At 64.5% G+C, this 20584-nt stretch carries 22 protein-coding genes; 10 read left to right on the forward strand and 12 right to left on the reverse strand.

Going from position 1 to position 20584, the window contains the following annotated elements:
- Positions 1 to 84 precede the first annotated feature (84 nt).
- On the forward strand, positions 85 to 1011 hold the full coding sequence (locus tag VGN46_RS00005) for an MBL fold metallo-hydrolase (protein ID WP_331639282.1): 927 nt from the start codon (positions 85 to 87) through the stop codon (positions 1009 to 1011).
- A gap of 69 nt (positions 1012 to 1080) precedes the next feature.
- On the opposite strand, the gene VGN46_RS00010 is transcribed toward VGN46_RS00005, so the two are convergent.
- The gene (locus tag VGN46_RS00010) at positions 1081 to 2355 is read right to left on the reverse strand and encodes an FAD-binding oxidoreductase (RefSeq protein WP_331639284.1); all 1275 of its coding nucleotides are present in this window, start codon (positions 2353 to 2355) and stop codon (positions 1081 to 1083) included.
- A gap of 107 nt (positions 2356 to 2462) precedes the next feature.
- On the opposite strand from VGN46_RS00010, the gene VGN46_RS00015 reads away from it, so the two are divergent.
- Positions 2463 to 2984: a 3-hydroxyanthranilate 3,4-dioxygenase gene (locus VGN46_RS00015; protein WP_331639286.1), complete on the forward strand. Its 522-nt coding sequence runs from the start codon at positions 2463 to 2465 to the stop codon at positions 2982 to 2984.
- A gap of 64 nt (positions 2985 to 3048) precedes the next feature.
- Here the strand turns inward: VGN46_RS00015 and VGN46_RS00020 are convergent, their stop codons facing one another.
- On the reverse strand, positions 3049 to 3594 hold the full coding sequence (locus VGN46_RS00020; protein WP_331639288.1) for an NUDIX hydrolase: 546 nt from the start codon (positions 3592 to 3594) through the stop codon (positions 3049 to 3051).
- A gap of 155 nt (positions 3595 to 3749) precedes the next feature.
- On the opposite strand from VGN46_RS00020, the gene VGN46_RS00025 reads away from it, so the two are divergent.
- The 3 genes from VGN46_RS00025 to VGN46_RS00035 all read left to right on the forward strand — a co-directional run bounded on the left by VGN46_RS00025 (position 3750) and on the right by VGN46_RS00035 (position 7932).
- Positions 3750 to 4697 (forward strand): transporter, encoded by a 948-nt coding sequence (locus VGN46_RS00025; protein WP_331639290.1) that lies wholly within the window; start codon positions 3750 to 3752, stop codon positions 4695 to 4697.
- Between the two features lie 209 nt (positions 4698 to 4906).
- On the forward strand, positions 4907 to 6397 hold the full coding sequence (locus VGN46_RS00030; protein WP_331639292.1) for an amino acid permease: 1491 nt from the start codon (positions 4907 to 4909) through the stop codon (positions 6395 to 6397).
- A 95-nt stretch (positions 6398 to 6492) separates the two neighbouring features.
- Complete coding sequence (locus VGN46_RS00035) at positions 6493 to 7932, forward strand: amino acid permease (protein WP_331639294.1); 1440 nt, start codon at positions 6493 to 6495, stop codon at positions 7930 to 7932.
- A gap of 321 nt (positions 7933 to 8253) precedes the next feature.
- On the opposite strand, the gene VGN46_RS00040 is transcribed toward VGN46_RS00035, so the two are convergent.
- Entirely contained in the window at positions 8254 to 8589 is a 336-nt protein-coding gene (locus tag VGN46_RS00040) for a high-potential iron-sulfur protein (RefSeq protein WP_331639296.1), read from the reverse strand.
- A 139-nt stretch (positions 8590 to 8728) separates the two neighbouring features.
- On the opposite strand from VGN46_RS00040, the gene VGN46_RS00045 reads away from it, so the two are divergent.
- Genes VGN46_RS00045 through VGN46_RS00060 form a run of 4 tightly spaced genes read left to right on the forward strand, consistent with a single transcriptional unit; the run spans position 8729 to position 11775 of the window.
- Complete coding sequence (locus VGN46_RS00045) at positions 8729 to 9373, forward strand: methylthioribulose 1-phosphate dehydratase (protein ID WP_331639298.1); 645 nt, start codon at positions 8729 to 8731, stop codon at positions 9371 to 9373.
- Positions 9370 to 9942 (forward strand): acireductone dioxygenase, encoded by a 573-nt coding sequence (locus VGN46_RS00050; protein WP_331639300.1) that lies wholly within the window; start codon positions 9370 to 9372, stop codon positions 9940 to 9942. Before VGN46_RS00045 ends, VGN46_RS00050 begins: the two co-directional genes overlap by 4 nt.
- Before the next feature lie 53 nt (positions 9943 to 9995).
- A complete protein-coding gene (gene mtnC, locus VGN46_RS00055; RefSeq protein ID WP_331639302.1) occupies positions 9996 to 10679 on the forward strand; it encodes an acireductone synthase in 684 nt (227 codons plus the stop codon).
- The gene (locus VGN46_RS00060) at positions 10663 to 11775 is read left to right on the forward strand and encodes a C13 family peptidase (protein WP_331639304.1); all 1113 of its coding nucleotides are present in this window, start codon (positions 10663 to 10665) and stop codon (positions 11773 to 11775) included. Before mtnC ends, VGN46_RS00060 begins: the two co-directional genes overlap by 17 nt.
- Before the next feature lie 128 nt (positions 11776 to 11903).
- Here the strand turns inward: VGN46_RS00060 and VGN46_RS00065 are convergent, their stop codons facing one another.
- Genes VGN46_RS00065 through VGN46_RS00075 form a run of 3 tightly spaced genes read right to left on the reverse strand, consistent with a single transcriptional unit; the run spans position 11904 to position 14884 of the window.
- Positions 11904 to 12713 carry an amidohydrolase gene (locus tag VGN46_RS00065; protein WP_331639306.1) on the reverse strand — a complete coding sequence of 270 codons (810 nt, stop codon included), beginning with the start codon at positions 12711 to 12713 and terminating at the stop codon, positions 11904 to 11906.
- Positions 12701 to 13846: a pyridoxal phosphate-dependent aminotransferase gene (locus tag VGN46_RS00070; RefSeq protein WP_331639308.1), complete on the reverse strand. Its 1146-nt coding sequence runs from the start codon at positions 13844 to 13846 to the stop codon at positions 12701 to 12703. The genes VGN46_RS00065 and VGN46_RS00070 overlap by 13 nt, the downstream gene beginning before the upstream one ends.
- 9 nt (positions 13847 to 13855) lie before the next feature.
- Positions 13856 to 14884: a LysR substrate-binding domain-containing protein gene (locus VGN46_RS00075; protein ID WP_331639310.1), complete on the reverse strand. Its 1029-nt coding sequence runs from the start codon at positions 14882 to 14884 to the stop codon at positions 13856 to 13858.
- A gap of 128 nt (positions 14885 to 15012) precedes the next feature.
- Between VGN46_RS00075 and VGN46_RS00080 the strand changes: the two genes are divergently transcribed.
- Positions 15013 to 15594, forward strand: a complete 582-nt coding sequence (locus VGN46_RS00080; RefSeq protein WP_331639312.1) for an FMN-dependent NADH-azoreductase — start codon at positions 15013 to 15015, stop codon at positions 15592 to 15594.
- A 79-nt stretch (positions 15595 to 15673) separates the two neighbouring features.
- Here the strand turns inward: VGN46_RS00080 and VGN46_RS00085 are convergent, their stop codons facing one another.
- The 6 genes from VGN46_RS00085 to VGN46_RS00110 all read right to left on the reverse strand — a co-directional run bounded on the left by VGN46_RS00085 (position 15674) and on the right by VGN46_RS00110 (position 20548).
- Positions 15674 to 15820, reverse strand: coding sequence for a hypothetical protein (locus tag VGN46_RS00085; protein WP_331639314.1), 147 nt, complete (start codon positions 15818 to 15820; stop codon positions 15674 to 15676).
- Positions 15821 to 16048: 228 nt separating this feature from the next.
- Positions 16049 to 16804, reverse strand: coding sequence for a ribonuclease H-like domain-containing protein (locus VGN46_RS00090; RefSeq protein ID WP_331639316.1), 756 nt, complete (start codon positions 16802 to 16804; stop codon positions 16049 to 16051).
- A gap of 185 nt (positions 16805 to 16989) precedes the next feature.
- The gene (locus tag VGN46_RS00095) at positions 16990 to 19407 is read right to left on the reverse strand and encodes a DEAD/DEAH box helicase (protein ID WP_331639318.1); all 2418 of its coding nucleotides are present in this window, start codon (positions 19405 to 19407) and stop codon (positions 16990 to 16992) included.
- Between the two features lie 68 nt (positions 19408 to 19475).
- Entirely contained in the window at positions 19476 to 19712 is a 237-nt protein-coding gene (locus VGN46_RS00100) for a hypothetical protein (RefSeq protein ID WP_331639320.1), read from the reverse strand.
- A gap of 101 nt (positions 19713 to 19813) precedes the next feature.
- Positions 19814 to 20050 (reverse strand): hypothetical protein, encoded by a 237-nt coding sequence (locus VGN46_RS00105; RefSeq protein ID WP_331639322.1) that lies wholly within the window; start codon positions 20048 to 20050, stop codon positions 19814 to 19816.
- An 84-nt stretch (positions 20051 to 20134) separates the two neighbouring features.
- Complete coding sequence (locus VGN46_RS00110; RefSeq protein ID WP_331639324.1) at positions 20135 to 20548, reverse strand: hypothetical protein; 414 nt, start codon at positions 20546 to 20548, stop codon at positions 20135 to 20137.
- Positions 20549 to 20584: the final 36 nt, after the last annotated feature.

Here is a 20584-nt window from a genome sequence, read left to right on the forward strand (position 1 = left end):
GACGGGGGCAGCCGCAAGCACCCATCGCGCGCAAGCGCGCTCCTACAGATGCGGTGGGCAGCCTGGTGGGGTTACGCTTGCCCCATGCACGGCATCCATACCATCGACACCGGCTTCGGCCGCCCTTCCTTCGACGCTGCCTACCTCGTGGTGGAGCGCGGACATGGCGCCCTTATCGATAGCGGCACCACGCATTCCTTGCCGCGCTTCCTGGAAGCGATCGAAACGGCTGACCTGCGGCCGCGTGACATCGACTGGCTGATCCTCACCCACGTACATCTCGACCACGCAGGCGGTGCCGGCGAGTTGATGAAGCACCTGCCGAACGCCATGCTCGCGGTCCACCCGCGGGGCGCGCGGCACATGATCGACCCTTCCGCGCTGATCGCTGGCGCGACCGGCGTCTATGGCGAAGACGCCGTGCGGCGGGACTACGGCACGATCGTGCCCGTACCGAAGGACCGCGTGATTGAGGCCTCGGACGGTTTCGTCGTCGACCTTGCCGGGCGTGCGCTGCTCTGCCTGGACACGCCAGGCCACGCGAAGCACCACATCGCCATTCATGACGAGCGCGCCAATGCGTTCTTCACCGGCGATATCTTTGGCCTGTCCTATCGCGAATTTGATACGGCCAACGGCCCCTTCATCATCCCGACCACGTCGCCCGTGCAATTTGATCCGGACGAGGCCCACGCCTCGATCGAACGGATGATGCGCTACGAGCCCGAAGCGATGTACCTCACGCATTACGACCGGGTGACGCAGGTGAAGCGTCTGGCGAAGGATCTGCACGAACAGATCGACGCGATGGTGGCGATCGCGAAACGCCACGCGAGCGACCCGGACCGCGAAACGCGCATCGCGACCGCTTTCGCCGAACTCTACGTAGGCCGGGCGAAAAAGCACGGCGTGATGCTATCCGCCGAAGACATCACCAAACTCCTGAAGATCGACATCAAACTCAACGCCCAGGGCATCCTCGTCTGGCTAGACAAAGCCCACGCCTTGTAGAAGCGCGCTTGCGCGCGGTGGGTGCTCGCGGCAAGGTCCGATCGCGCGCAAGCGCGCTCCTACAGAGGCTTAGCCTTCGAGGCGGGATTTGAACCAGTCGGCTAGCTCGAGCTTCCAGTAGGTGCCTTGCGCGGCGAGATAGCCAAAGGGGCGGTGCACCGGTTCAAGGCCGAACGCTGCATAGGCGGGCACGGATTTCTCGCCCGAGGCAATGGCATCGGCCAGGGCTTCCCCTGCCGCGCAGGTCGGTGCCAGGCCATGTCCGCCAAAGGCCTGGGCGTACCAGAGGCCGTTGCCGTGGGTGCCGACCTGGGGCATCTCGTGACGGGCATAACTCATCAAGCCCGACCACGCATGCTCCACCTTCACCCCCTTGAGCGATGGAAAGACCCTCGCGAGATCGCGTGCGAGGAGCTTCTGGACCGCCCGTGGGTGGCGGTCGCGCACCGAGATCCGGCCACCCCAGAGCAGCCGCGTGTCCTGCAGGGGGCGGTAGTAATCGAACGCGAAGCGCGTGTCGTAGATGGCCGCCTGCGTCCGCAGGCATTCGGCCAGGCGCGGGCCCAATGGCTCGGTCACCATGACATACGTCGCGATCGGCAGCACGGCGCGGTCGATCGTACGGTCGAGGCCGGCCAGGTAACCGCCGCACGCAAGCACCACATTAGGCGTCTCGATCTCGGCATCGCCGACGCGCAACACCCAGCGCGGGCCCCGACGCTCGAGCATCCTGACCCGTGAGCCTTCGTGAATCGCAACGCCAGCCACCTCTGCCGCCACGGCAAGCCCGCGCGCATAGGCCAATGGATCGATATGCAGCGCGTTCCGCTCGTATAAGCCATCGTGGTAGCGGCGGCTGTGCACGAATTCGTGCACGGCATCCGCAGGTATCCACTGCCATTCGCTGCCGTAATGTTCGGCAAGCAACTGCTGGCGGGCCCGCAACAGGCGCGCGTCACGGAACCAGTTCGCCCAGACCACCCCGGCGTCGACCATGTCGCAGTCAATGCCGAGCGTCGTAATCCGCTGACGGATCAGGTTCACCGCGGCCACCGTGCGTCCGTACAGGTCACGCGCCTGTTGCTCCCCTAGTTTGTCGAGGAGCGCCCGCTCACCGAGTGAGTACCCGGCGAAGACGAAACCACCGTTCCGGCCCGACGCACCGAACCCGATGCTCCGCGCTTCCAGCAATACAACGTCGCGGACGCCGCGTGCGGCCAGGCCCAGTGCCGTGTTCAGCCCGGCGAAACCGCCGCCCACCACCACGACCGCGGCCTCGCGCTTGCCCTGTGGCGCGGGACGTGGCGACGGCTCAGGTTGACGGGCGTGGTACCACGACGCCATGTAGGCGAATCCTTACGAAACGGACCGCAGTTGTACGACACAGCGCGGCCGCCGGGAAGTACCGGTGCGGGAGTATGATCGCCGGACCACTCCTTGAATCCTCGCCAATGAGTCTTACGCCTCCCATCGACCTGCAACGCTGGATCGACGAAAACCGCGCCCTGCTCAAGCCGCCGGTCGGCAACAAATGCATCGTGGATGGCGATTTCATCATCATGATCGTCGGTGGCCCGAACGCACGTACGGACTATCACTATGACGAGGGCCCCGAGTTCTTCTACCAGCTCGAAGGCGAGATGGTGCTGAAGGTGCAGGATGACGGCGTCGCGAAGGACATCCCGATCAAGGCCGGCCAGGTGTTCTACCTGCCGCCGCGCATACCGCACTCACCGCAACGCATGCCGGATTCAGTCGGCCTGGTCATCGAGCGCCGCCGCCTCAACGGGGAGCGCGATGGCCTGCTGTGGTTCTGCGAGCACTGCAATACCAAACTCTTCGAAAAGTACTTCACGCTGGAAAGCATCGAAGCGGACTTCCCGCCCGTCTTCGATACCTTCTACCGCGACACGGGCGCCCGCACCTGCCCGACCTGCGGCACCCTGCACCCCGCTCCAGCCCGCTACCTGTAGGAGCGCGCTTGCGCGCGATACACCCTGACGTAACCCTGATCGCGCGTAAGCGCGCTCCTACAGGTCAGCGCTGCGCAAGCCACTTTCGGGCCATGCGGCGCAGCGAGGGGTCGCTCGCCTCATCCCTGGCAATGTCCGCGATTTCGCGCCAGGCCAGGCCTAGTGATTCTTCATTGGCTTCGAAGGCTTCGGAGCCGCGTGCCTGAACCACGTAGCGCGCGTCGTAGTGCCAGTGTTCCGGCTCCTGCCCGCGGGCAGGGATGACGTGGCGGTCCAGGTCGAACAGCGACGGCATCACGACCAGGTCAGTCAACCCCGTTTCTTCTTCCGCTTCGCGCAACGCCACATTGGCGAGATCAGCCTCGCCATCGGCGTGACCACCTGGTTGAAGCCAGCGCTGCAGCTTGCGGTGATGCATCAGCAGAACGCGCACGCCATCCGCACTGACCAACCAGGCCGAGCCGGTGAAATGGCCGGCCAGAGTCTCGCGGTGGAAAGGCTTCGCTTCCGTCGCCAGCCAGTCACGGAAGTGCCCCACATCGGGTTCATCCGGGTGGCGGCCGGCGTAATGGTTGATGGCGGAGGCAAGGGGAACGTAGGAGGGATCCATCAGGGAATTCCGATAAACAGGCGGGCATTTTCGCACAGCATTTTCAGACAAGTCCGATGTTGCCGGCGACAGCGCCGGCCTAGCATGGAGGTGTGCGCAAGAAGCGCACCGATATTCCTGCAGCCACCAGGCTGCCTTCATGCATGGACCCGCTCATGTCACCCTCTCTTTTCCGTTATGCCACCTTGTTCGCCCTCATGCCGCTCACGGCGTTCGCCACCACCGACCGTGACGCGCTCAACTTCACCGGCCCGCTGGTCACGCCAGCAATCAACACCCTGCCCGCCGGCAAGCTCAACATAGAGCCGTACCTGATCTATACGAACGTTCGTGGCGGCTACGACAACGCCGGCTCGCGCCACGCGCTACGCCACCACGCCCGCCAGTGGCAGGTTGCGCTACCCATGATCTACGGGTTGGGCGACACCACCGCCGTGCAGCTCACGCTAAGCGCGGCACGCACCTCCACGTATCGCGCCCACACCGACGGCCTGCGCATGGGCGACTCCGTCGTGCGCCTGCAGCAGCGCCTCACCGGTCCAGGCGATGACGGCACGGGATGGGTTTCGTCCGTCTCGGTGGCCCAGCGACTGCCGACCGGCGCGTACCACCACCTCGATACCAATCCGCTCAACGGCATGGGCAATGGCACCGCCCGCACCACGCTTGCCTACGGCGTCCAGAAGCTGCAATGGCTGCCGGATGGGCAGGCGCTGCGCTACCGCGGCCAGTTGGCGTGGAGCCCGAACCCGGCCCACGTCCGTGTCCATGGCACCAGCGTGTACGGCACGGGCCCGGGTTTTCACGGCACGGCGCACCACGGCCAGGCCTGGAATGCATCGTTCGCCGTTGAGTACGCGCTGGATCCGCGCTGGGTACTCGTGAACGAGCTCGTGTTCAATCGCAACGGCACCCTGCGCCTCAAGGATGCGGCGCACCATGCCTGGAAGCTCAACCCAAGCCACGACCTCAGCCTCGCACCGGCGGTGGAATACCACTTCAACGCCACCCTGGGCCTCATCGCCGGCGTGCAGTTCTCCGTGGCCGGGCGAAACGCACCCGCCTACGTGGCGCCGCAGGCCGCGCTCAACATGCTGTTCTGATACACCGCGTCCGTTCCATCACAACCGCCGTAAGTCATGGTGACTTCCGCCGCCCTCCGTGCAAGGCCTTGGAAGGCCTCGCAATGCAGCTTGTACGGCCGTGCCCCGCTGGGCTATGGTGCCGTGCCGACTCACCGGGGGCGGCGTTCCATCATGGCTGCCACGGCGGTCCCAATAATAAAGAGCACTTCCGGCAGTAGGGGAGACACATGTTGAAACACCTTTTCGCGACGCATCCTATCGAGGCCGCGCCGCACGTCGATGCTGGTGAGCATATCGATACTGGCGCGCATGGTGATGCGGGCCTCAAGCGCGTACTCACCGCAAAGCACCTGATCCTGCTAGGCATCGGCGCCGTGATCGGTGCGGGTATCTTCGTCATCACCGGCCAGGCGGCCGCGATGCATGCCGGCCCCGCGCTCGTCGTCAGCTTCCTCATCGCGGGCTTCGCCTGCGCACTGGCCGGCCTCTGCTACGCCGAGTTCGCGGCCATGCTGCCGGTCTCGGGCAGCGCTTACTCTTATTCTTATGCCACGCTCGGCGAATACGTCGCCTGGTTCGTCGGCTGGAACCTGGTGCTGGAGTACCTGTTCGCTGCGGCTACGGTGGCGGCGGGCTGGTCGGGTTACTTCAATGAACTGCTGGGTCTTATCGGCGGCATGATCGGCAGCGACATCTCCCTGCCCTCCACGCTCGCGTCGGCCCCGTTCCAGTTCATTGAAGGCCACATCCAGTCCACCGGCGCACTGATCAACCTGCCGGCGGTCATCATCATTGCCGCGCTTTCGGGCCTGTGCTACGTCGGCATCACCCAGTCGGCCTTCGTGAACTCGATCATCGTGGCCATCAAGGTCACCGTGATCCTGCTGTTCCTGGCGTTCGCGATCAAGCTGATCAACCCGGCGAACTGGCACCCGTTCATCCCGCCGAACGAGGGCGAAGGCGTCTTTGGCTGGAGCGGCATCTTCCGCGCCGCGACCATCGTGTTCTTCTCCTACGTCGGCTTCGATGCGGTCTCGACCGCGGCCGGCGAAGCGAAGAACCCGCAGCGCGACATGCCGATCGGCATCCTCGGCTCGCTGGCCGTCTGCACGGTGCTGTACATCGCCGTGGCCCTGGTGCTCACGGGTATCGCCCCGTTCCGCATCCTGAACACGCCGGAGCCGGTCGCTACCGCGCTGGGCCTGTACCCGCAGCTGTCGTGGCTCAAGGCCATCGTGGTCGTCGGTGCCATCACTGGCCTGTCCTCGGTGATCCTGGTCATGCTCATGGGCCTGCCGCGCATTTTCTTCTCGATGGCGCGTGACGGCCTGCTGCCCCCGGGCATGGCCAAGGTGCACCCGAAGTTCCGCACGCCGTACCTGGGCACCATCATCGTTGGCGTCGCCGCCGCGGTCATGGCCGGCCTGTTTCCGGTCAGCGTGCTCGGCGAACTGGTGTCCATGGGCACCCTGCTCGCTTTCGCCACCGTCTGCATCGGCATCCTGATCCTGCGTTACACCCGCCCGGACCTGAAGCGCAGCTTCCGCGTCCCGATGGTATGGCCCATCTCGATCCTCGGCGCGGTGTCCTGCGTGTACCTGTTCTGGCAGGCCTTCGAAGAGCACTGGCGCCTGATGGTCGGCTGGATCGTCATCGGCCAGCTGATCTACTTCGGCTACGGCTACGCGCACAGCAAGCTGCGCAAGTCGCTCGGCTGATCAGCCAGGGCTCATCCGGGAAGGCCGGCGGTCACTCGCCGGCCTTCCCTGTTTTGAAGCTATCCTCATCCACGTCACATTGATCCGAGCCATCCATGCTCAAGCAGTTACTCGCCAAGAAAGCCCCGACCATCGAATCCGATGATGCCCACGGCCCGGCCCTGCGCCGAACGCTGGGGCCGTGGGGCCTGACCGCGCTGGGCATCGGCGCTGTGATTGGCGGTGGCATCTTCGTCATCACCGGAGTGGCCGCGGCGGAACACGCCGGCCCGGCCATCATCCTCTCGTTCATCCTGGCCGCCATCTGCAGCGTGTTCACGGCGCTGTGCTACGCCGAGTTCGCCTCGCTGGTCCCGGTGTCCGGCAGCGCGTACTCCTATGCATACGCGACGCTGGGCGAAGGCGCAGCCTGGTTCATTGGCTGGAATCTCATTCTTGAATACGGCGTCTCCGCCTCCGCGGTCGCCGTGAGCTGGACCGGCTACTTCGTCAGCCTGCTCGACCATGTCGGCATTCATATCCCGCCGGCGCTGACCAATGCACCGGTGGATTTCGTCGATGGCCACCTCGTAGCCACCGGCGCGCTGTTCAACCTGCCTGCCGTCGGCATCACGCTGGCGCTGACCTGGCTTTGCTACGTCGGTATCAAGGAATCCACCGGCCTGAACATGGCCATGGTCCTGCTCAAGGTGGCGTTGATCGTCGTCGTGATCGTTGTCGGTGCCAGCCACATCGATACGGCCAACTGGCATCCGTTCATTCCGGCCAACCAGGGCGGCGACAAGTACGGCTGGTCGGGCGTCATGCGCGGCGCATCGCTGGTGTTCTTTGCTTATATCGGCTTCGAGGCGACCTCGACGGCCGCGCAGGAATCAAAGAACCCGCAGCGCGACATGCCAATCGGTACGCTCGCCTCGCTGGGCATCTGCACGGTGCTGTACATCGCCATGGCCGCCGTGCTCACCGGCCTGGTGCCGTTCTCGGAACTCGGTACGGCCGAGCCCGTCGTCACCGCCATCCGTCAGCATCCCGAACTGAACTGGCTGCGTGGCCTGGTTGAAATCGGTGCGCTCATTGGCCTGTCGTCTGTCGTGCTCGTCATGATCATCGCGCAGCCGCGCATCTTCATGATCATGGGTCGCGATGGTTTGCTGCCGAAAGTGTTCACGACCATCCACCCGAAGTACCGCACGCCTCATCTCAATACGGTGATCACAGGCGTTGGTATCGCCGCACTCGCCGCGGTGTTTCCGCTCAACCTGCTTGGTGATCTCACCTCGATGGGCACGCTCGTCGCCTTCTGCGCGGTGTGCATTGGCGTGTTGATCTTGCGTCGCACGGATGCGGACAAGCCGCGTACGTTCCGCGTTCCGTTCGCACCGGTCACGTGCACGCTCGGTGTGCTCAGCTGCATCGCGTTGTTGTATTCGCTGGGCTTGCGTAACTGGATTTTGCTTGGCGTATGGACGGCGCTGGGCGTGATGGTTTACTTCGGTTATAGCTTTAGGCACAGCCGGAATCGTCGCGCTGATTAACCCTGGATCGCGCGCAAGCGCGCTCCTACAACGGAACATTAACTTTTGTCGTTAAGTTAATGTTTTTGCGACGAAATACACAAAAACACGTTCGTCATTTAACTGCCATTGGCCGGTCGCGCCCCGAGGGGAGTATGATCCCGGTTCCGTGGGTAAATCACTTGGCAGTGGGCCCCGGATTGCCGCCCAGCGCGTCAGGCGGGTCAGCTCCTCGGCCTGGCGCGCTTGGGTAGCATTTTTGCGCGGTCCCTTGGATCGCGACGCATGAAAAAAGGCCAGCCCTTCGGCTGGCCTTTCTTTTGCCTGGAACCCGGTCGCGGGTCAGATCATGACTGCGTGAGACACGCACCAGCCCTTAGCGGCCACGGCCTTGCCCGGGAACAACTGACACGGACCCCACGCGGCTCCGGCCTTGCCCTGGTAAAAGTTACAGTTGAAACAAGCGTCGCTCGCAACCTTCTTTCCCACGGCCTTGCTCCCGTCCTCCACGTACTTCAGCGCCGAGGCGGTGGGGTCGGACGGGGACAGGTGCGGCAGGTCCTGGGCCTTGCTCACCCCAGGCAGGCTGCCCAGCAGGGTGGCGGCGGCCACGGAGCCGGCGGCGGCCTTCAGGAAGCGGCGGCGGCCCTCGATGTCGTTGGTGTCGTTCTGCGCCATGAAACAACCTCGTGCGAAAGATGCTGGCATCCTACGCAAATCCGGAAAGTGGAATGGTTCGTATTTTCGCAAGCTACCGCGATCGGGCCTGTAAACACCCCCATGGTATAGTCGCCTCCTGATTTAGACGTCCAAACCCATGACCAAGACTCTCGACCACATCGACCCAGCCCTGCTCGCCTCGCGCGCCGATGCCATCGCTGACGCCGCCCGTGAACTTGCGGCCTTCGGCTGGACCCCGGCGACGAGCAGCAACTTCTCCATGCGCCTGGATAACGACCTCGCCGCCATCACCATTTCCGGTCGTGACAAGGGCCGCATGGGCCGCGACGACATCATGGTCGTGGATATGGATGGCAAGGCGGTCGGCAGCGATTCGCGCCCCTCCGCGGAGACAGGCCTGCATACCCAGGTCTATAAGCGTTTCCCCGATGCGAACGTGGTGTTGCACACCCACTCACGCACGCAGAGCGTCGCCTCACGCCTGTTCGCCGCCGAGGGCCGCGTGCATCTCGAGGGCTGGGAGTTGCAAAAAGCGATCTCCGGCTACACAACGCATGAGAGCGTGCTCGACATTCCCGTCTTCCCCAACACTCAGCAGATGCCGGAGCTCGAAGCCCAGGTCGATGCGTGGATCGACAGCGGCAAGCCACTGTACGCCTACCTGATCAATGGCCATGGCATCTACACCTGGGGCCGCGACATGGCGGAAACCCGCCGGCACCTCGAGGCCCTGGAGTTCCTGCTGGGTTGCGAACTTGACCTTCGGAGGCTTTCCCCATGAGCCGTCTGCGCATTTACGACGACGCCAACCACGAACAACCCCTCGGGGTTTTTACCGACCACGCTGCCATTGCCACGGAGCTGAACGCCATTGGCGTGCGCTTCGAACAGTGGGAAGCGAACCAGCCCATCCAGCCGGGCGCGAGCCAGGACGAAGTCATCACCGCTTACAAGGGGGATATCGATCGCCTCATGCAAGAAAACGGCTATCAGGCCGTCGACGTCATCAGCCTGAAGCCGGATCATCCGGACCGAGCCGCCTTCCGCGCCAAGTTCCTGAACGAGCACACGCACAGCGAGGATGAAGTGCGCTTCTTCGTCGCCGGCGCCGGCCAGTTCACCCTACATAAGAACGGCAAGGTGTACGAGGTGCTGTGCGAGAAAGGCGATCTGATCGGCGTGCCCGATGGCACCCGGCATTGGTTCGACATGAGCGTGTCGCCCTATTTCGTGGCGATCCGCCTGTTCACGAACGTGGAAGGCTGGGTGGCGAGCTTCACCGGTGAAGACATCGCCGAGCGTTTCCCACGCATGGATCCGCACGCCTCAGCGAGCGCTGCTGCGTCGTAAAGCCGCTCCGGCTCGGCTATCCTGCGGATATCCCCGATCCGCAGGCTTCCCCCATGTCCGATATCCGCGCCGTCCTCACCGACATCGAGGGCACGACCAGCTCGATCGACTTCGTGAAAGACGTGCTGTTCCCCTATGCCCGGCAACACCTCCCTGCCTACGTGGAAACCCACGCGGACGAGCCGGAAGTTCAGCACTGGCTGCATGAGGCGGCGAAGGAAGCGGGGATCATCGAAGCCTCGCGTACCGAAATCATCGACCTGCTGATCCGCTGGATCGATGAGGACCGCAAAGCCACACCGCTCAAGGCCTTGCAGGGCATGATCTGGCGTGAAGGTTACGAGGCGCAGGCCTACGTTTCGCACATGTATCCGGAAGTCGCGAGTCGGCTGAAGGCGTGGCACGACGAGGGCCTGGCCCTTTACGTGTACTCCTCCGGTTCGGTGCCGGCGCAGAAACTGATGTTCGGTTACAGCGAAAGCGGCGACCTCACGCCCCTGTTTTCCGGTTACTTTGACACGCAGATGGGTCACAAGCGTGAGGCCGAGTCCTATCGGCGCATTGCCAAGGCCATCGGCCTCGCCCCGTCGCACGTACTCTTCCTTTCTGACATCCGCGAAGAACTCGATGCGGCGCGCGACGCCGGCATGCAGACCACGCACCTCATCCGCCCGCCCCTGCCCATGACGGACGCCGGCCATCCGGCCGTGGCGGATTTCAATGCCATCCAGCCTTGATCCACGCCGTCGCACGGCGATCTACACGCTTGCCGGGTTCATTGCCGGCGCGGTACTGACCGCGGCGATCCTGAATTTTGGGCCGCGACCGGTCGTCACGGGCGTAGCGCCCGTGGTCCCGGCGCCCCCGGTGGCGGCAGTCTCCCCGCTCGTCGCAGGCGCCTCGACGAGCGGCGGCAAACCTCCCGCGGTTGCCACCTCCGTACCGGCGGCGCCCTCGACGGCCTCCGACGCCGTCACCGATATCAGTGATGACCCGGGTCTGCAGCTGGACGCAAGCGACTGGCCGGAGAACGCGCCTTCGCCCGAACAGGTGTTCACGAGCCAGCCCGGCGCTATCCGTGAGGCTGTGGGCAAGTTGGCCAGGCGTTCGCCCGCCAAGCCCAACGTGTACGCGGTGGCCTTCGGTGCGGACGGGGCCGAAGATGTTTTCCGCAACGAGGCCGAATACCTCGACATGCTGATGGCAACGCGCTTCGGTAGCCCGAACCACACCCTGGTCCTGGAAAATAACCCGGCGACGCTCGCGACCCGGCCGCTGGCGAGCTGGAGCAACCTCGAGGCAGGCCTGGATGGCCTCGCCAAGGTCATGAACCCGAAGGAGGACATCCTCCTGGTCTACATCGCCACGCACGGCGGCAGCGACCACAGCCTGCTGGTCGACATGGATCCTATCCCGCTCGATCAGCTGGACCCCGACGGCCTCGCGCAGATCCTCGCCAAACATGATTTCCGCTGGAAGGTGGTGGTCGTGAACGCCTGTTATTCCGGCGGCTACCTACCCAAACTGCGTGGGAGTGGCACGCTGGTCATGGCCTCGGCGCGCACCGATCGCACGTCGTTCGGGTGCGGCACCGATTCCGACATCACCTACTTCGGTCACGCGTGGCTCGCCAATGGGCTCAACGCCACGCCCGATTTCATCGAGGCGTTCAACCAGGCGAAAGTCGAGATCGCCGGCTGGGAGAAGAAGGATGCCGTCACGCCTTCCGAGCCGCAGATCGATATCGGCGCAGGGATCGAGGACAAGCTGGCCGCCTGGCGTAAGGTCGCGAAGATCGGCCCGGTCGTGCCGTTCAAACCCGCCGCCAAATAACCTGCTCATGGTAGGAGCGCGCTTGCGCGCGATCCGAGGTTGCGGCAAGCACCCATCGCGCGCAAGCGCGCTCCTACGGGTCAGGTGATGGCCCTCTGGCAAGCCCCGGCTTGCGCGCAAGCGCGCTCCTACAGGTCAAGGGTGGTGTTGAGGGAGAAGGTGTCGGCGTCCATCCACGCGGGGAAGCGTTCGCGGTGGGCGAGCAGCGGCGCAGGGTCGATGGCGATGGTGACTACCTGCTCGACCGCACCCAGCTCCACCCATGCTTCACCGACGGGATCGATCACTGCGCTGTCGCCGCTGTACGAATGGTTGTTGCCGTCCACGCCGACGCGGTTCACGCCGATCGTATACGCCAGGTTCTCGATGGCGCGGGCACGCAGCAGCGTTCGCCACGGCCCACGTCGCGGCGAGGGCCAGTTCGCGACAAACAACGCCAGGTCGTAGTCCATGCCGCCGGCCGCCGCCTCGTTGCGGCTGTTACGCAGCCACACCGGAAAGCGCAGGTCGTAGCAAACCTGCGGCAGGATCCGCCAGCCCTTGAGCTCGACGATCAATCGCTCGGTACCGCCGCCGTAGCGGGTGTGCTCGCCGGCCATGCGGAACAGGTGGCGCTTGTCATAGCAGGCCAGGTCACCGTTCGGCGAGGCCCACATCAGGCGGTTATAGACCGTACCGTTCTCACGGATCACCAGGCTGCCGGTGATCGTCGCGTTGACCTCGACTGCCAGCGCCCGCAACCACGCGACGCTTTCGCCATCCATCGTTTCCGCGTTGGCGAGGGTGTCGTTGGTGAAGCCCGACAGGAAGGTTTCCGGCAGAACGAACAGATCGCTCGGTGCGGCGCCACGCACGAGCTTGCCGTAATACTCGCGGTTGGCGGGCGCATCGTGCCAGCGGGTGGCACCCTGGACGAGCGAGACGGTCAGAGTTTGCACAGCAGCTCCGCGGCGGCTTCCATGGTGGCATCGTTCTTGGCGAAGCACAGGCGCACCAGGCGGGTATCCGGCGCGGTTTCGTAGAACGGGCTCAACGGGATCGCCGCCACGCCGCCTTCGCGGACCAGCCATTCACTGAAATTGATGTCATCCGTATCGCGGATGGCGCTGTAATCCACAAGCTGGAAATAGCCGCCCGGCACATCGAGCAACTTCAACCGCGACGGGGCCAGCAACGCGCGGAAGCGATCGCGCTTGGCCTGGTAGAACGCAGGCAGCTCGAGGTAATGCTCCGGCGTGGACTCCAGGAATTCCGCGAACGCCCACTGCGCCGGGTTGAACGTGCAGAAGGTCAGGTACTGGTGCACCTTGCGGAACTCGGCGGTCAACGCCTTCGGTGCCACCGCGTAACCGAGCTTCCAGCCGGTGCAGTGGTAGGTCTTGCCGAACGAGGACACCACGATGCTGCGTGCGGCCAGTTCCTCGTGGCGCAGCACGCTCTGGTGTTCGGCGCCATCGAAGACGATGTGTTCGTACACTTCGTCGGAAAGCACCACGATCGACGTGTTGCGGATGATCGAGGCCAGCTCATCCAGGTCGGCCCGCGACAACACGGCACCCGAAGGATTGTGCGGCGAGTTGATCAGGATCATGCGGGTCTTCGGCGTGATCGCCTCGCGTACGCGCTGCCAGTCGATGCCAAAGGAAGGCACGTCCAGCGGGATATGTACCGCCGTGGCGCCCTGCAGTTCGATCGCCGGCTCGTAGCTGTCGTAGCACGGATCGAACACGATCACTTCATCGCCCGCACGCACCACCGCGGCGATGGCCGAGAACAGCGCCTCGGTGGCACCGGAGGTCACGGTCACTTCGGTATCGGGGCTGGCCCGGTGCCCGTAGAGGCGCTCGGTCTTCAGGGCGATCTGCTCGCGCAGCTTCGCGATACCGACGCCTGGCGCGTACTGGTTCTTGCCTTCGGCCATGGCCCGCGTAATCGCATCGCGCAGCGGTTCCGGCGGCTCGAAGTCCGGAAAACCCTGGCCGAGATTCACGGCCTTGTGCTCCAGCGCAAGCTGGCTCATGACGCTGAAAATGGTCGTGCCGACCTTCGGAAGCTTGGTTTCGATCTGCATCGAACGCCCTTATTCGTTTGGACGGCCAAACGCGGCCGTATTCTCCGATCCTAACATGCGGCGCATGGCGATCGCGCCCCTGCTGGCCGGGTCATCCGCCACCTTCTGGCAATCCTTGTGAAATTCGGCCTGCGCCTTCGGCAGGCGTTCGGCCAGGAAATCGACGAAGCTGCGCACGGCCGGCAGCAGGCCGCGGCGGCTGGGGTACACGAAATGCAGGGTGCCCTGCGCCGTGGTGAACTCAGGCAACACCCATTCCAGTTGGCCGTTGCTAAGCAGCGGTGCGCAGTAATCCTCGGGAAGCAACGCGACGCCGCAGCACTGGAGAGCCGCCGAGATCAGCACAGTGAAGTCGCCGCTGACCAGACGCGGCTTCACTTCCACGGCGGCTTTCTTGCCATGGGGATCGACCAGCTCCCAGACCTGGGCCCCCTCGTGCTCATACATGCTCAGGGCCGGAAGCTGGGCGAGCTCCTCCAGGGTCTTCGGGCGGCCGTGACTATCCAGGAACTTCGGGCTGGCGACCAGCAGGCTACGGGCGTAGCCGATGCTGCGCAGGACCAGGGTGGCGTCCGTGTCGAGTTTCTCGCGCACGCGTACGGCCACGTCGTAACCCTCGCCGATCAGGTCGACACGCCGGTTGGTCGCGGTCAGCCGGACCTGCACCTTGGGGTGTTCCAGCAGATAGGCCGGGAGCATGGGGCCGACGATATTCTGGGCGATCGAGATAGGGCAGCTGATGCGGACGACGCCGCGCGGTTCGGTGCGCAGCTCATCCACCGCGTCCTGGGCTGCCTTGGCCTCTTCCAGCACCGCCCGGCAATGCTGGTAGAAGCGTTCACCGATCTCGGTGACCACGAACCGGCGGGTGGTGCGCTGGAGCAGGCGGACGCCTAGCCGGTCCTCGAGTTGCGCGATGCGCTTGGAGAGGCGGGATTTCGGGATGCCCAGGGCCCGGCCGGCTGCCGAAAAGCCCCCGTGCTCAACCACGGAGGCGAAGAAGTAGAGATCGTTCAGGTCTTGCAGGGCGCCTTCCATCGGGACGTGCCTCGTCGTTTCCTATTCGGAACAATCAGTCTACTCCATGCGGACTAATCAAGTGATTGTCCGAAGCGTACCTTCTCCTCATTCCCGCTGCCTGCGGGACCGACGAACGAGGACCTGCCATGAAACTCCTGCATATCGACGCCAGCGCCCTGGGCGCCCATTCCGTCTCGCGCGGCCTGACCCAGGCCATCGTCTCGGAATTTGTTAACCACCACCCGGGCACCGAGGTCACCTACCGTGACCTGCACGCTGCCCCGCTCACCCACTGGGGCCTGCCCGCTGGCGAAAGCGACCCGAACGCGGCCGAAGGCGCGAAGGTCCTTGAAGAGTTCCTGGCGGCCGACGTGATCGTCGTAGGTGCCCCGATGTACAACTTCAGCATCACCAGTTCGCTGAAGGCCTGGATCGATCGCATCCTGGTGGCTGGAAAGACCTTCCAGTACACCGCGAATGGTCCCGAGGGTCTGGCCGGCGGCAAGCGCGTGATCATCGCTTCGTCGCGTGGCGGTATCTACAGCGCCGGCCCCGCGACGGGCATGGATTTCCAGGAGCCGTACTTGCGTGCGGTGCTGGGTTTCATCGGTATCACTGATATCGAGTTCGTCCGCGCCGAAGGTGTCGCGATGAGTGAAGACCACAAGGCGCAGGCGCTTGAAACGGCCACCGCCGGCATCGGCGGCCTGGTCCGCAAAGCGGCCTAAAACCCCGCTTTTGTAGGAGCGCGCTTGCGCGCGATAGGGGTTCCCTCACCACCTATCGCGCGCAAGCGCGCTTCTACCATCAGCTGCCTTGTTTGCCGGGCTTCTTGTCTGGCATGTTCTGGTGCTCCTGCGGGTGGCCCTCGCCCGGGATGTGTTCCTTGCCGGTGCGCGGCTTCGGGTTGTCTTCCTTGTAACCCGGGGTTTCCTGTTTATCGTCGTTCGTCATGACGTAACCTCCTCGCACTCAATGCCGCTGCTGGCACGCGGCGTGGCCGCACTCGCAGGTGCCGCCCACGTTCTGTGCTTCCGCCGCCATGCGGCACGCCTCGCTGCAGAAATCGCGCGAAATAGGAACCTGGCATCCGCAGCCAGCATGGTCGCAAGGCTTGGTCGCTTCGTTCATCACCTCGTCTCCTGGCCTTCAACGCATCCCGCAGCCTGCGCGGCGTAACGTCTATTTTTCGTCACCGGCCGGCGAAGCGGCCTGCGCATCCGTTGCCGCCCAGCCATGTGCCTCGACAAGCAGCCCACTCAGGCTGCGCACATCCTGCAGGTTGTGTTCAGCCACGCGCACCAGGTCCGTCGATGAACCGCCACGCAGATAGGTGAGCCACGCCCGCGGCGCCTCGGAACCCGGCAGATCGTCCTCGCGCACGATGCGCAAGAGCTTGCGCTCGGCTGTTTGCATCTTGCAGTTCTCCCACACCTGCCGGTAGCGGCGCCGCATGGGATGCAGCAGGTCGACGTGGGTCAGGCCGGTCAACGGGTTCGGCAATCGTGCGAGCCGGTAGCGCGTGGAAAGCAGGGGCGCGTCGTAGGATTTGCCGTTGTAACTGACCAGCACCGTATCCGCATCGATCCAACGTGCAAACTCGCTGAGCATGGCCGTCTCGGCAGCCATGCTTGTCATGTACAGCTGGCGCACCCGAAGGCGGCCGGCGAACCAGTCGGCGGCGCCGATCATGAAGGCGCGCGTGCCCGTGCCGCCAGCAAGCCCGGTTGTCTCCGTATCGAAATGCAGCAGGTGCTCGCGCCGCGCGCTGGTGAGCCGCGCGAACGTAAGGTCAAACTCATCGGGCGGTTCGGGCCAGGTCGTATGGTATTCGAGGTAACGCAGGCCGGGCGCGATCTCATCACCCGGCACGTCACGCGTCACGGGCCGTGAAGGCACTGCGCGCACGACACCCAACCGATCACGAACGCCCGCCATCCGCCGCAGCGCCGCCAGATCCACCCCACCTTGTGGGAGCGCGCTTGCGCGCGATGGGTTCTCGCGAGGCGTTTCGGATTTTGCGGCGTTGTCGCCAGCAGGGATCGCGCGCAAGCGCGCTCCTACAGGTGGGGTCGTGGCACCGGCTTGTTTGCGGAGCGCGGCGAGTTTGGCGGCCAGGTCGGTCACGCGTTGGCGCCGAGCAGCTCAAGCACCTTCGCGGTGAGGGCCTTGGGGGTCTGGTCGCGCTGTTCGTCGGCGGCGAGCACCGGGCCGACGCAGGCGGGACAGCCGGCCTTGCACTCACAGCCTTGCACAGTCGCCAGCGCGTGCCGCACCAGCTCAGGCGCGCGACGGAACAGCGGTTCACTCAGGCCAACACCGCCGGGGAAGTTGTCGTACAGGTACACGGTAGGCAGGAAGCGTTCGAACGCATCCGGCAGCGCCAATGAGCCATCGGGTGCACGAATCTGCCCTCGCCCGCCCGCATCGACCTGCGCGGACCAGCCACCATCGCCCGAGCCCACAGCCTTCTGAAGGTCGCGCGACTCCGCCATCACCGCGACGATCGCCGCGGTGTGCAACGCATAGGCTGCACCGAGGAATCCATCGAGCGCATGTTGCCGCGAGCGGAACACGGCGTCGAGCACGCCCTGCGGTAACTGCCACCACACGGCAGTGGAATGCAACTCCTGGTCGGGCAGGTTCACCGGCCCGTAGCCAATATTTTCATGCGTGTAGTAACGGATCTTCTTGTATCCCGAGACACGGCGAACCACGTGCACTTCGCCATGCCGCGCCGTGCCCTCACCCACGTTCGAACCATCGAAGCATTCGAGCTCCTTGAGCTTCGTGTAATCGATGGCGTCCGTGTAGTAATCGACACGAGTGCGCGTGCAGTAGGCTTTGCGTCCGTCCCAATCGAGTCGCTCCACCTGGTAGGGCACGCTCTGGATCATGTGGATGGCACCTTCATACAGCGTCAGTGCCGCTGCCGAGTAATCCACCTCGGCAATGATGGTCTGGCGCCCCTCGGTCCGGTCCACCACGACGAAATTGCCATCGGCCACCGAACGCAGGCTCACGGCGTTCGCCGGGTAGCTATCGGCGATCCACTCCCAGCGATCGCCCTCGCGATGCAGGACTTCGGATTCCTGCAACACCTGCAGATAAGGTTCGGCATCGTTCGGCCCAAACGGATCGGCGCCCACGAAGGGCAACTCGAACGCGGCGCAGCGAATATGGTCCAGCAGGATCAGCGGCTGGTCGGGCTGGATGCGCGCGTGCTCGGGGCTGGCTTCGGTGAGGAAGGCCGGGTGTCGCATCAGGTATTGATCGAGCGGGGCACTGGTGGCGACCAGCACGCCGAGCGACGGCTGCTGCCGTCGGCCCGCGCGACCGAAACGCTGCCAGGTCGCTGCGATTGAGCCCGGGTAGCCGTTCAATACCACAGCATCGAGGCTGCCGATATCCACGCCGAGTTCCAGTGCTGATGTGGAAACGATGCCATCCACGTTGCCTGCGCGCATCTCCCGCTCTACCTCACGCCGCTCCGTGGGCAGGTAACCGCCACGATACGCACGAATGCGCGGTGCCACGCGTGAATCGTGGTCGAACACATCCTTGAGGTACTTGGTAAGTACTTCAACCATAAGCCGCGATTGCGCGAACACCAGGGTCTTCATCTTCGCCTTGATCGCGACGCGCGCGATCAGGTTGGTCTGCGACCGCGCGGAAGCACGCAAGCCAAGGTCAGGGTTCACGACCGGTGGGTTCCACAACAGGACGTGCTTGTCACCGCTGGGCGCGCCGCTTTGCGCCACCGTCAGCACCTCGTCCTCGATCAGTGCTTCGGCATGCTCGGTGGCATTGCCGATCGTGGCCGAGCACAGCACGAACTGCGGGCGCACGCCGTAGAAGGCGCAGATGCGCTTCAGCCGACGCAGGACGTTGGCCAGGTGCGAGCCAAATACGCCCCGGTATGTGTGGATTTCATCGATCACCACGTAACGCAGGTTTTCGAAGAACTGCGCCCACTTGGTGTGATGCGGCAGGATCGCCTGGTGCAGCATGTCGGGATTGCTGACCACGACATCACCGTGCAGCCGGATCGCCTGGCGGGCATCGCCCGGCGTGTCGCCGTCGAAGGTGAACGCCTTTACGCCCAGTTCGCCAGCGCGATTGAGTTCCAGCAGCTCGGCGACCTGGTCCTGCGCCAGCGCCTTGGTCGGGAACAGGTACAACGCTTTCGCACCCGCCTCCAGCACGGATGACACCACCGGCAACGTATAGCAGAGGGTCTTGCCCGATGCGGTCGGGGTGGCGACCAGCACATGCTTGCCGGCGCGCGCGCCCGCCCAGGCTTCCTGCTGATGCGAATACAGGCGCTCGATGCCGCGCGCCGTCAGCGCCGCGGCCAGGGCGGGCGGAAGGTCCGCCGGCAGCGGCACGAACTGGCCCTCGCGGCCGAACACCGTGAAACCGGTCGCTACACGGTCCGCGTACTTGTCGGTCAGCCGGTGCGCCAGGGTGCGCCCATCGTGGTGGCTGGCAAGGGCGCTCTCGGCCTCATCGGTACGCTTTGCTTGGAGGTAGGCGGCCATGGCGACTCGGGCACGGAAACAGAGCCGTGTTTATCCTCCGGCCCGATCTCAGATCCTGCGACGGTCACTCAATCGGCGGTGATGACCTCTCCGTGGAAGGCCGCATAGCGCCAGTTGCCGTTTTCGTCCTCAATCTTGATATCCGCGTCCTGGCCGGGCTGGGACCGGATCGCTGCCACCAGATGACTCGCATGGCGAAGCGCTTCTTCACGCGTCGCGAACTGGCCCGCCAGGTCCGAATTGCGGCGCACTATCCATTGTCCGCGTGGTGCGGCGTTGTACGGCAGGTAAAGAATGATCCGCACAGCTCGCTCCGGGGTGGGAGGGCCCGTTGCCCTCCTTGGAGGCCAACCTAGGGGCGGAATCGTCGCGGAGGCGTTACGGCGAGGTGGCCGCGGTGGTCACGTCAGCCTGAATAGGCGTTGCGCGCGGCGGCAAGCCAACCGGCGTGCTGGCAGCCTTTTTCCATGGCGGCGTCGACCGCGGCGCGCTCGTCCAGAAATTCCTCCAGCAGCGTGATCATGACAAAGTCACGCGGCCCGGCATGAGCCAACTCCACGATATAGGCCGCCTTCCACAAGCCCGTAGCGTGGTGAAGCGTGCGTACTTCGACGCAATACTGGCCAACGATGCGCCGGTGCATGGTACGGATCTCCCGTCTGGCGACGCGATGCGGTAAGGGATTCTTGCGCCTTCGCGTCGCCAATGACAAGCGTTATGTCATGGCTCAGGCCTTGGGCGCCGCCGCTGCCGTGGCCGCTGTCAGGCCCTCGCCGCTGGCCGGGATGCTGAAGTTCTTGGCCTCACCCTGGCCGACCGTGGCATCCGCGTCGATCCGATCACTGCTGCAGGCACCATGCGGCATCACGGTGAGCTTCCGGCTCCCCGAGGGGACGTGCAGCACCAGCTGCTGGCCGATTTCCATGTCGGCGACGACCTTGTCATCGAGGTAGACGGCGCTGGAGCAGCCGGCGCCCCACAGGCCCTGGTCCCGAACGATGGTCAGGGTGGCGTCGCCATCCGACGGATTCTGGTAGGCCAGGGTGGTGCTGGAAAGCACGTCATGGATACCGACGTGGCGTTCGTTCTGGGTGGCGCAGCCGGTGAGCAGGACAAGACCGGCAATGGCGAGGTAACGCATGGCGTGCAACTCCTGGGGTGATTTACCCAGCATTCT

Source organism: Luteibacter sp., assembly GCF_036500425.1.
Lineage (GTDB): Bacteria > Pseudomonadota > Gammaproteobacteria > Xanthomonadales > Rhodanobacteraceae > Luteibacter.

What these genes read in the sequence shown, in the direction of transcription:
- VGN46_RS00040 (WP_331639296.1), bottom strand. Translation starts at nt 8,589, where the DNA reads ATGGCGCAGAACGACACCAACGACATCGAGGGCCGCCGCCGCTTCCTG.
- VGN46_RS00020 (WP_331639288.1), bottom strand. Translation starts at nt 3,594, where the DNA reads ATGGATCCCTCCTACGTTCCCCTTGCCTCCGCCATCAACCATTACGCC.
- VGN46_RS00050 (WP_331639300.1), top strand. Translation starts at nt 9,370, where the DNA reads ATGAGCCGTCTGCGCATTTACGACGACGCCAACCACGAACAACCCCTC.
- VGN46_RS00070 (WP_331639308.1), bottom strand. Translation starts at nt 13,846, where the DNA reads ATGCAGATCGAAACCAAGCTTCCGAAGGTCGGCACGACCATTTTCAGC.
- VGN46_RS00085 (WP_331639314.1), bottom strand. Translation starts at nt 15,820, where the DNA reads ATGACGAACGACGATAAACAGGAAACCCCGGGTTACAAGGAAGACAAC.
- VGN46_RS00090 (WP_331639316.1), bottom strand. Translation starts at nt 16,804, where the DNA reads ATGGCGGGCGTTCGTGATCGGTTGGGTGTCGTGCGCGCAGTGCCTTCA.
- mtnC (WP_331639302.1), top strand. Translation starts at nt 9,996, where the DNA reads ATGTCCGATATCCGCGCCGTCCTCACCGACATCGAGGGCACGACCAGC.
- VGN46_RS00110 (WP_331639324.1), bottom strand. Translation starts at nt 20,548, where the DNA reads ATGCGTTACCTCGCCATTGCCGGTCTTGTCCTGCTCACCGGCTGCGCC.
- VGN46_RS00015 (WP_331639286.1), top strand. Translation starts at nt 2,463, where the DNA reads ATGAGTCTTACGCCTCCCATCGACCTGCAACGCTGGATCGACGAAAAC.
- VGN46_RS00080 (WP_331639312.1), top strand. Translation starts at nt 15,013, where the DNA reads ATGAAACTCCTGCATATCGACGCCAGCGCCCTGGGCGCCCATTCCGTC.
- VGN46_RS00030 (WP_331639292.1), top strand. Translation starts at nt 4,907, where the DNA reads ATGTTGAAACACCTTTTCGCGACGCATCCTATCGAGGCCGCGCCGCAC.
- VGN46_RS00105 (WP_331639322.1), bottom strand. Translation starts at nt 20,050, where the DNA reads ATGCACCGGCGCATCGTTGGCCAGTATTGCGTCGAAGTACGCACGCTT.
- VGN46_RS00035 (WP_331639294.1), top strand. Translation starts at nt 6,493, where the DNA reads ATGCTCAAGCAGTTACTCGCCAAGAAAGCCCCGACCATCGAATCCGAT.
- VGN46_RS00005 (WP_331639282.1), top strand. Translation starts at nt 85, where the DNA reads ATGCACGGCATCCATACCATCGACACCGGCTTCGGCCGCCCTTCCTTC.
- VGN46_RS00010 (WP_331639284.1), bottom strand. Translation starts at nt 2,355, where the DNA reads ATGGCGTCGTGGTACCACGCCCGTCAACCTGAGCCGTCGCCACGTCCC.
- VGN46_RS00025 (WP_331639290.1), top strand. Translation starts at nt 3,750, where the DNA reads ATGTCACCCTCTCTTTTCCGTTATGCCACCTTGTTCGCCCTCATGCCG.
- VGN46_RS00095 (WP_331639318.1), bottom strand. Translation starts at nt 19,407, where the DNA reads ATGGCCGCCTACCTCCAAGCAAAGCGTACCGATGAGGCCGAGAGCGCC.
- VGN46_RS00045 (WP_331639298.1), top strand. Translation starts at nt 8,729, where the DNA reads ATGACCAAGACTCTCGACCACATCGACCCAGCCCTGCTCGCCTCGCGC.
- VGN46_RS00060 (WP_331639304.1), top strand. Translation starts at nt 10,663, where the DNA reads ATGCCATCCAGCCTTGATCCACGCCGTCGCACGGCGATCTACACGCTT.
- VGN46_RS00075 (WP_331639310.1), bottom strand. Translation starts at nt 14,884, where the DNA reads ATGGAAGGCGCCCTGCAAGACCTGAACGATCTCTACTTCTTCGCCTCC.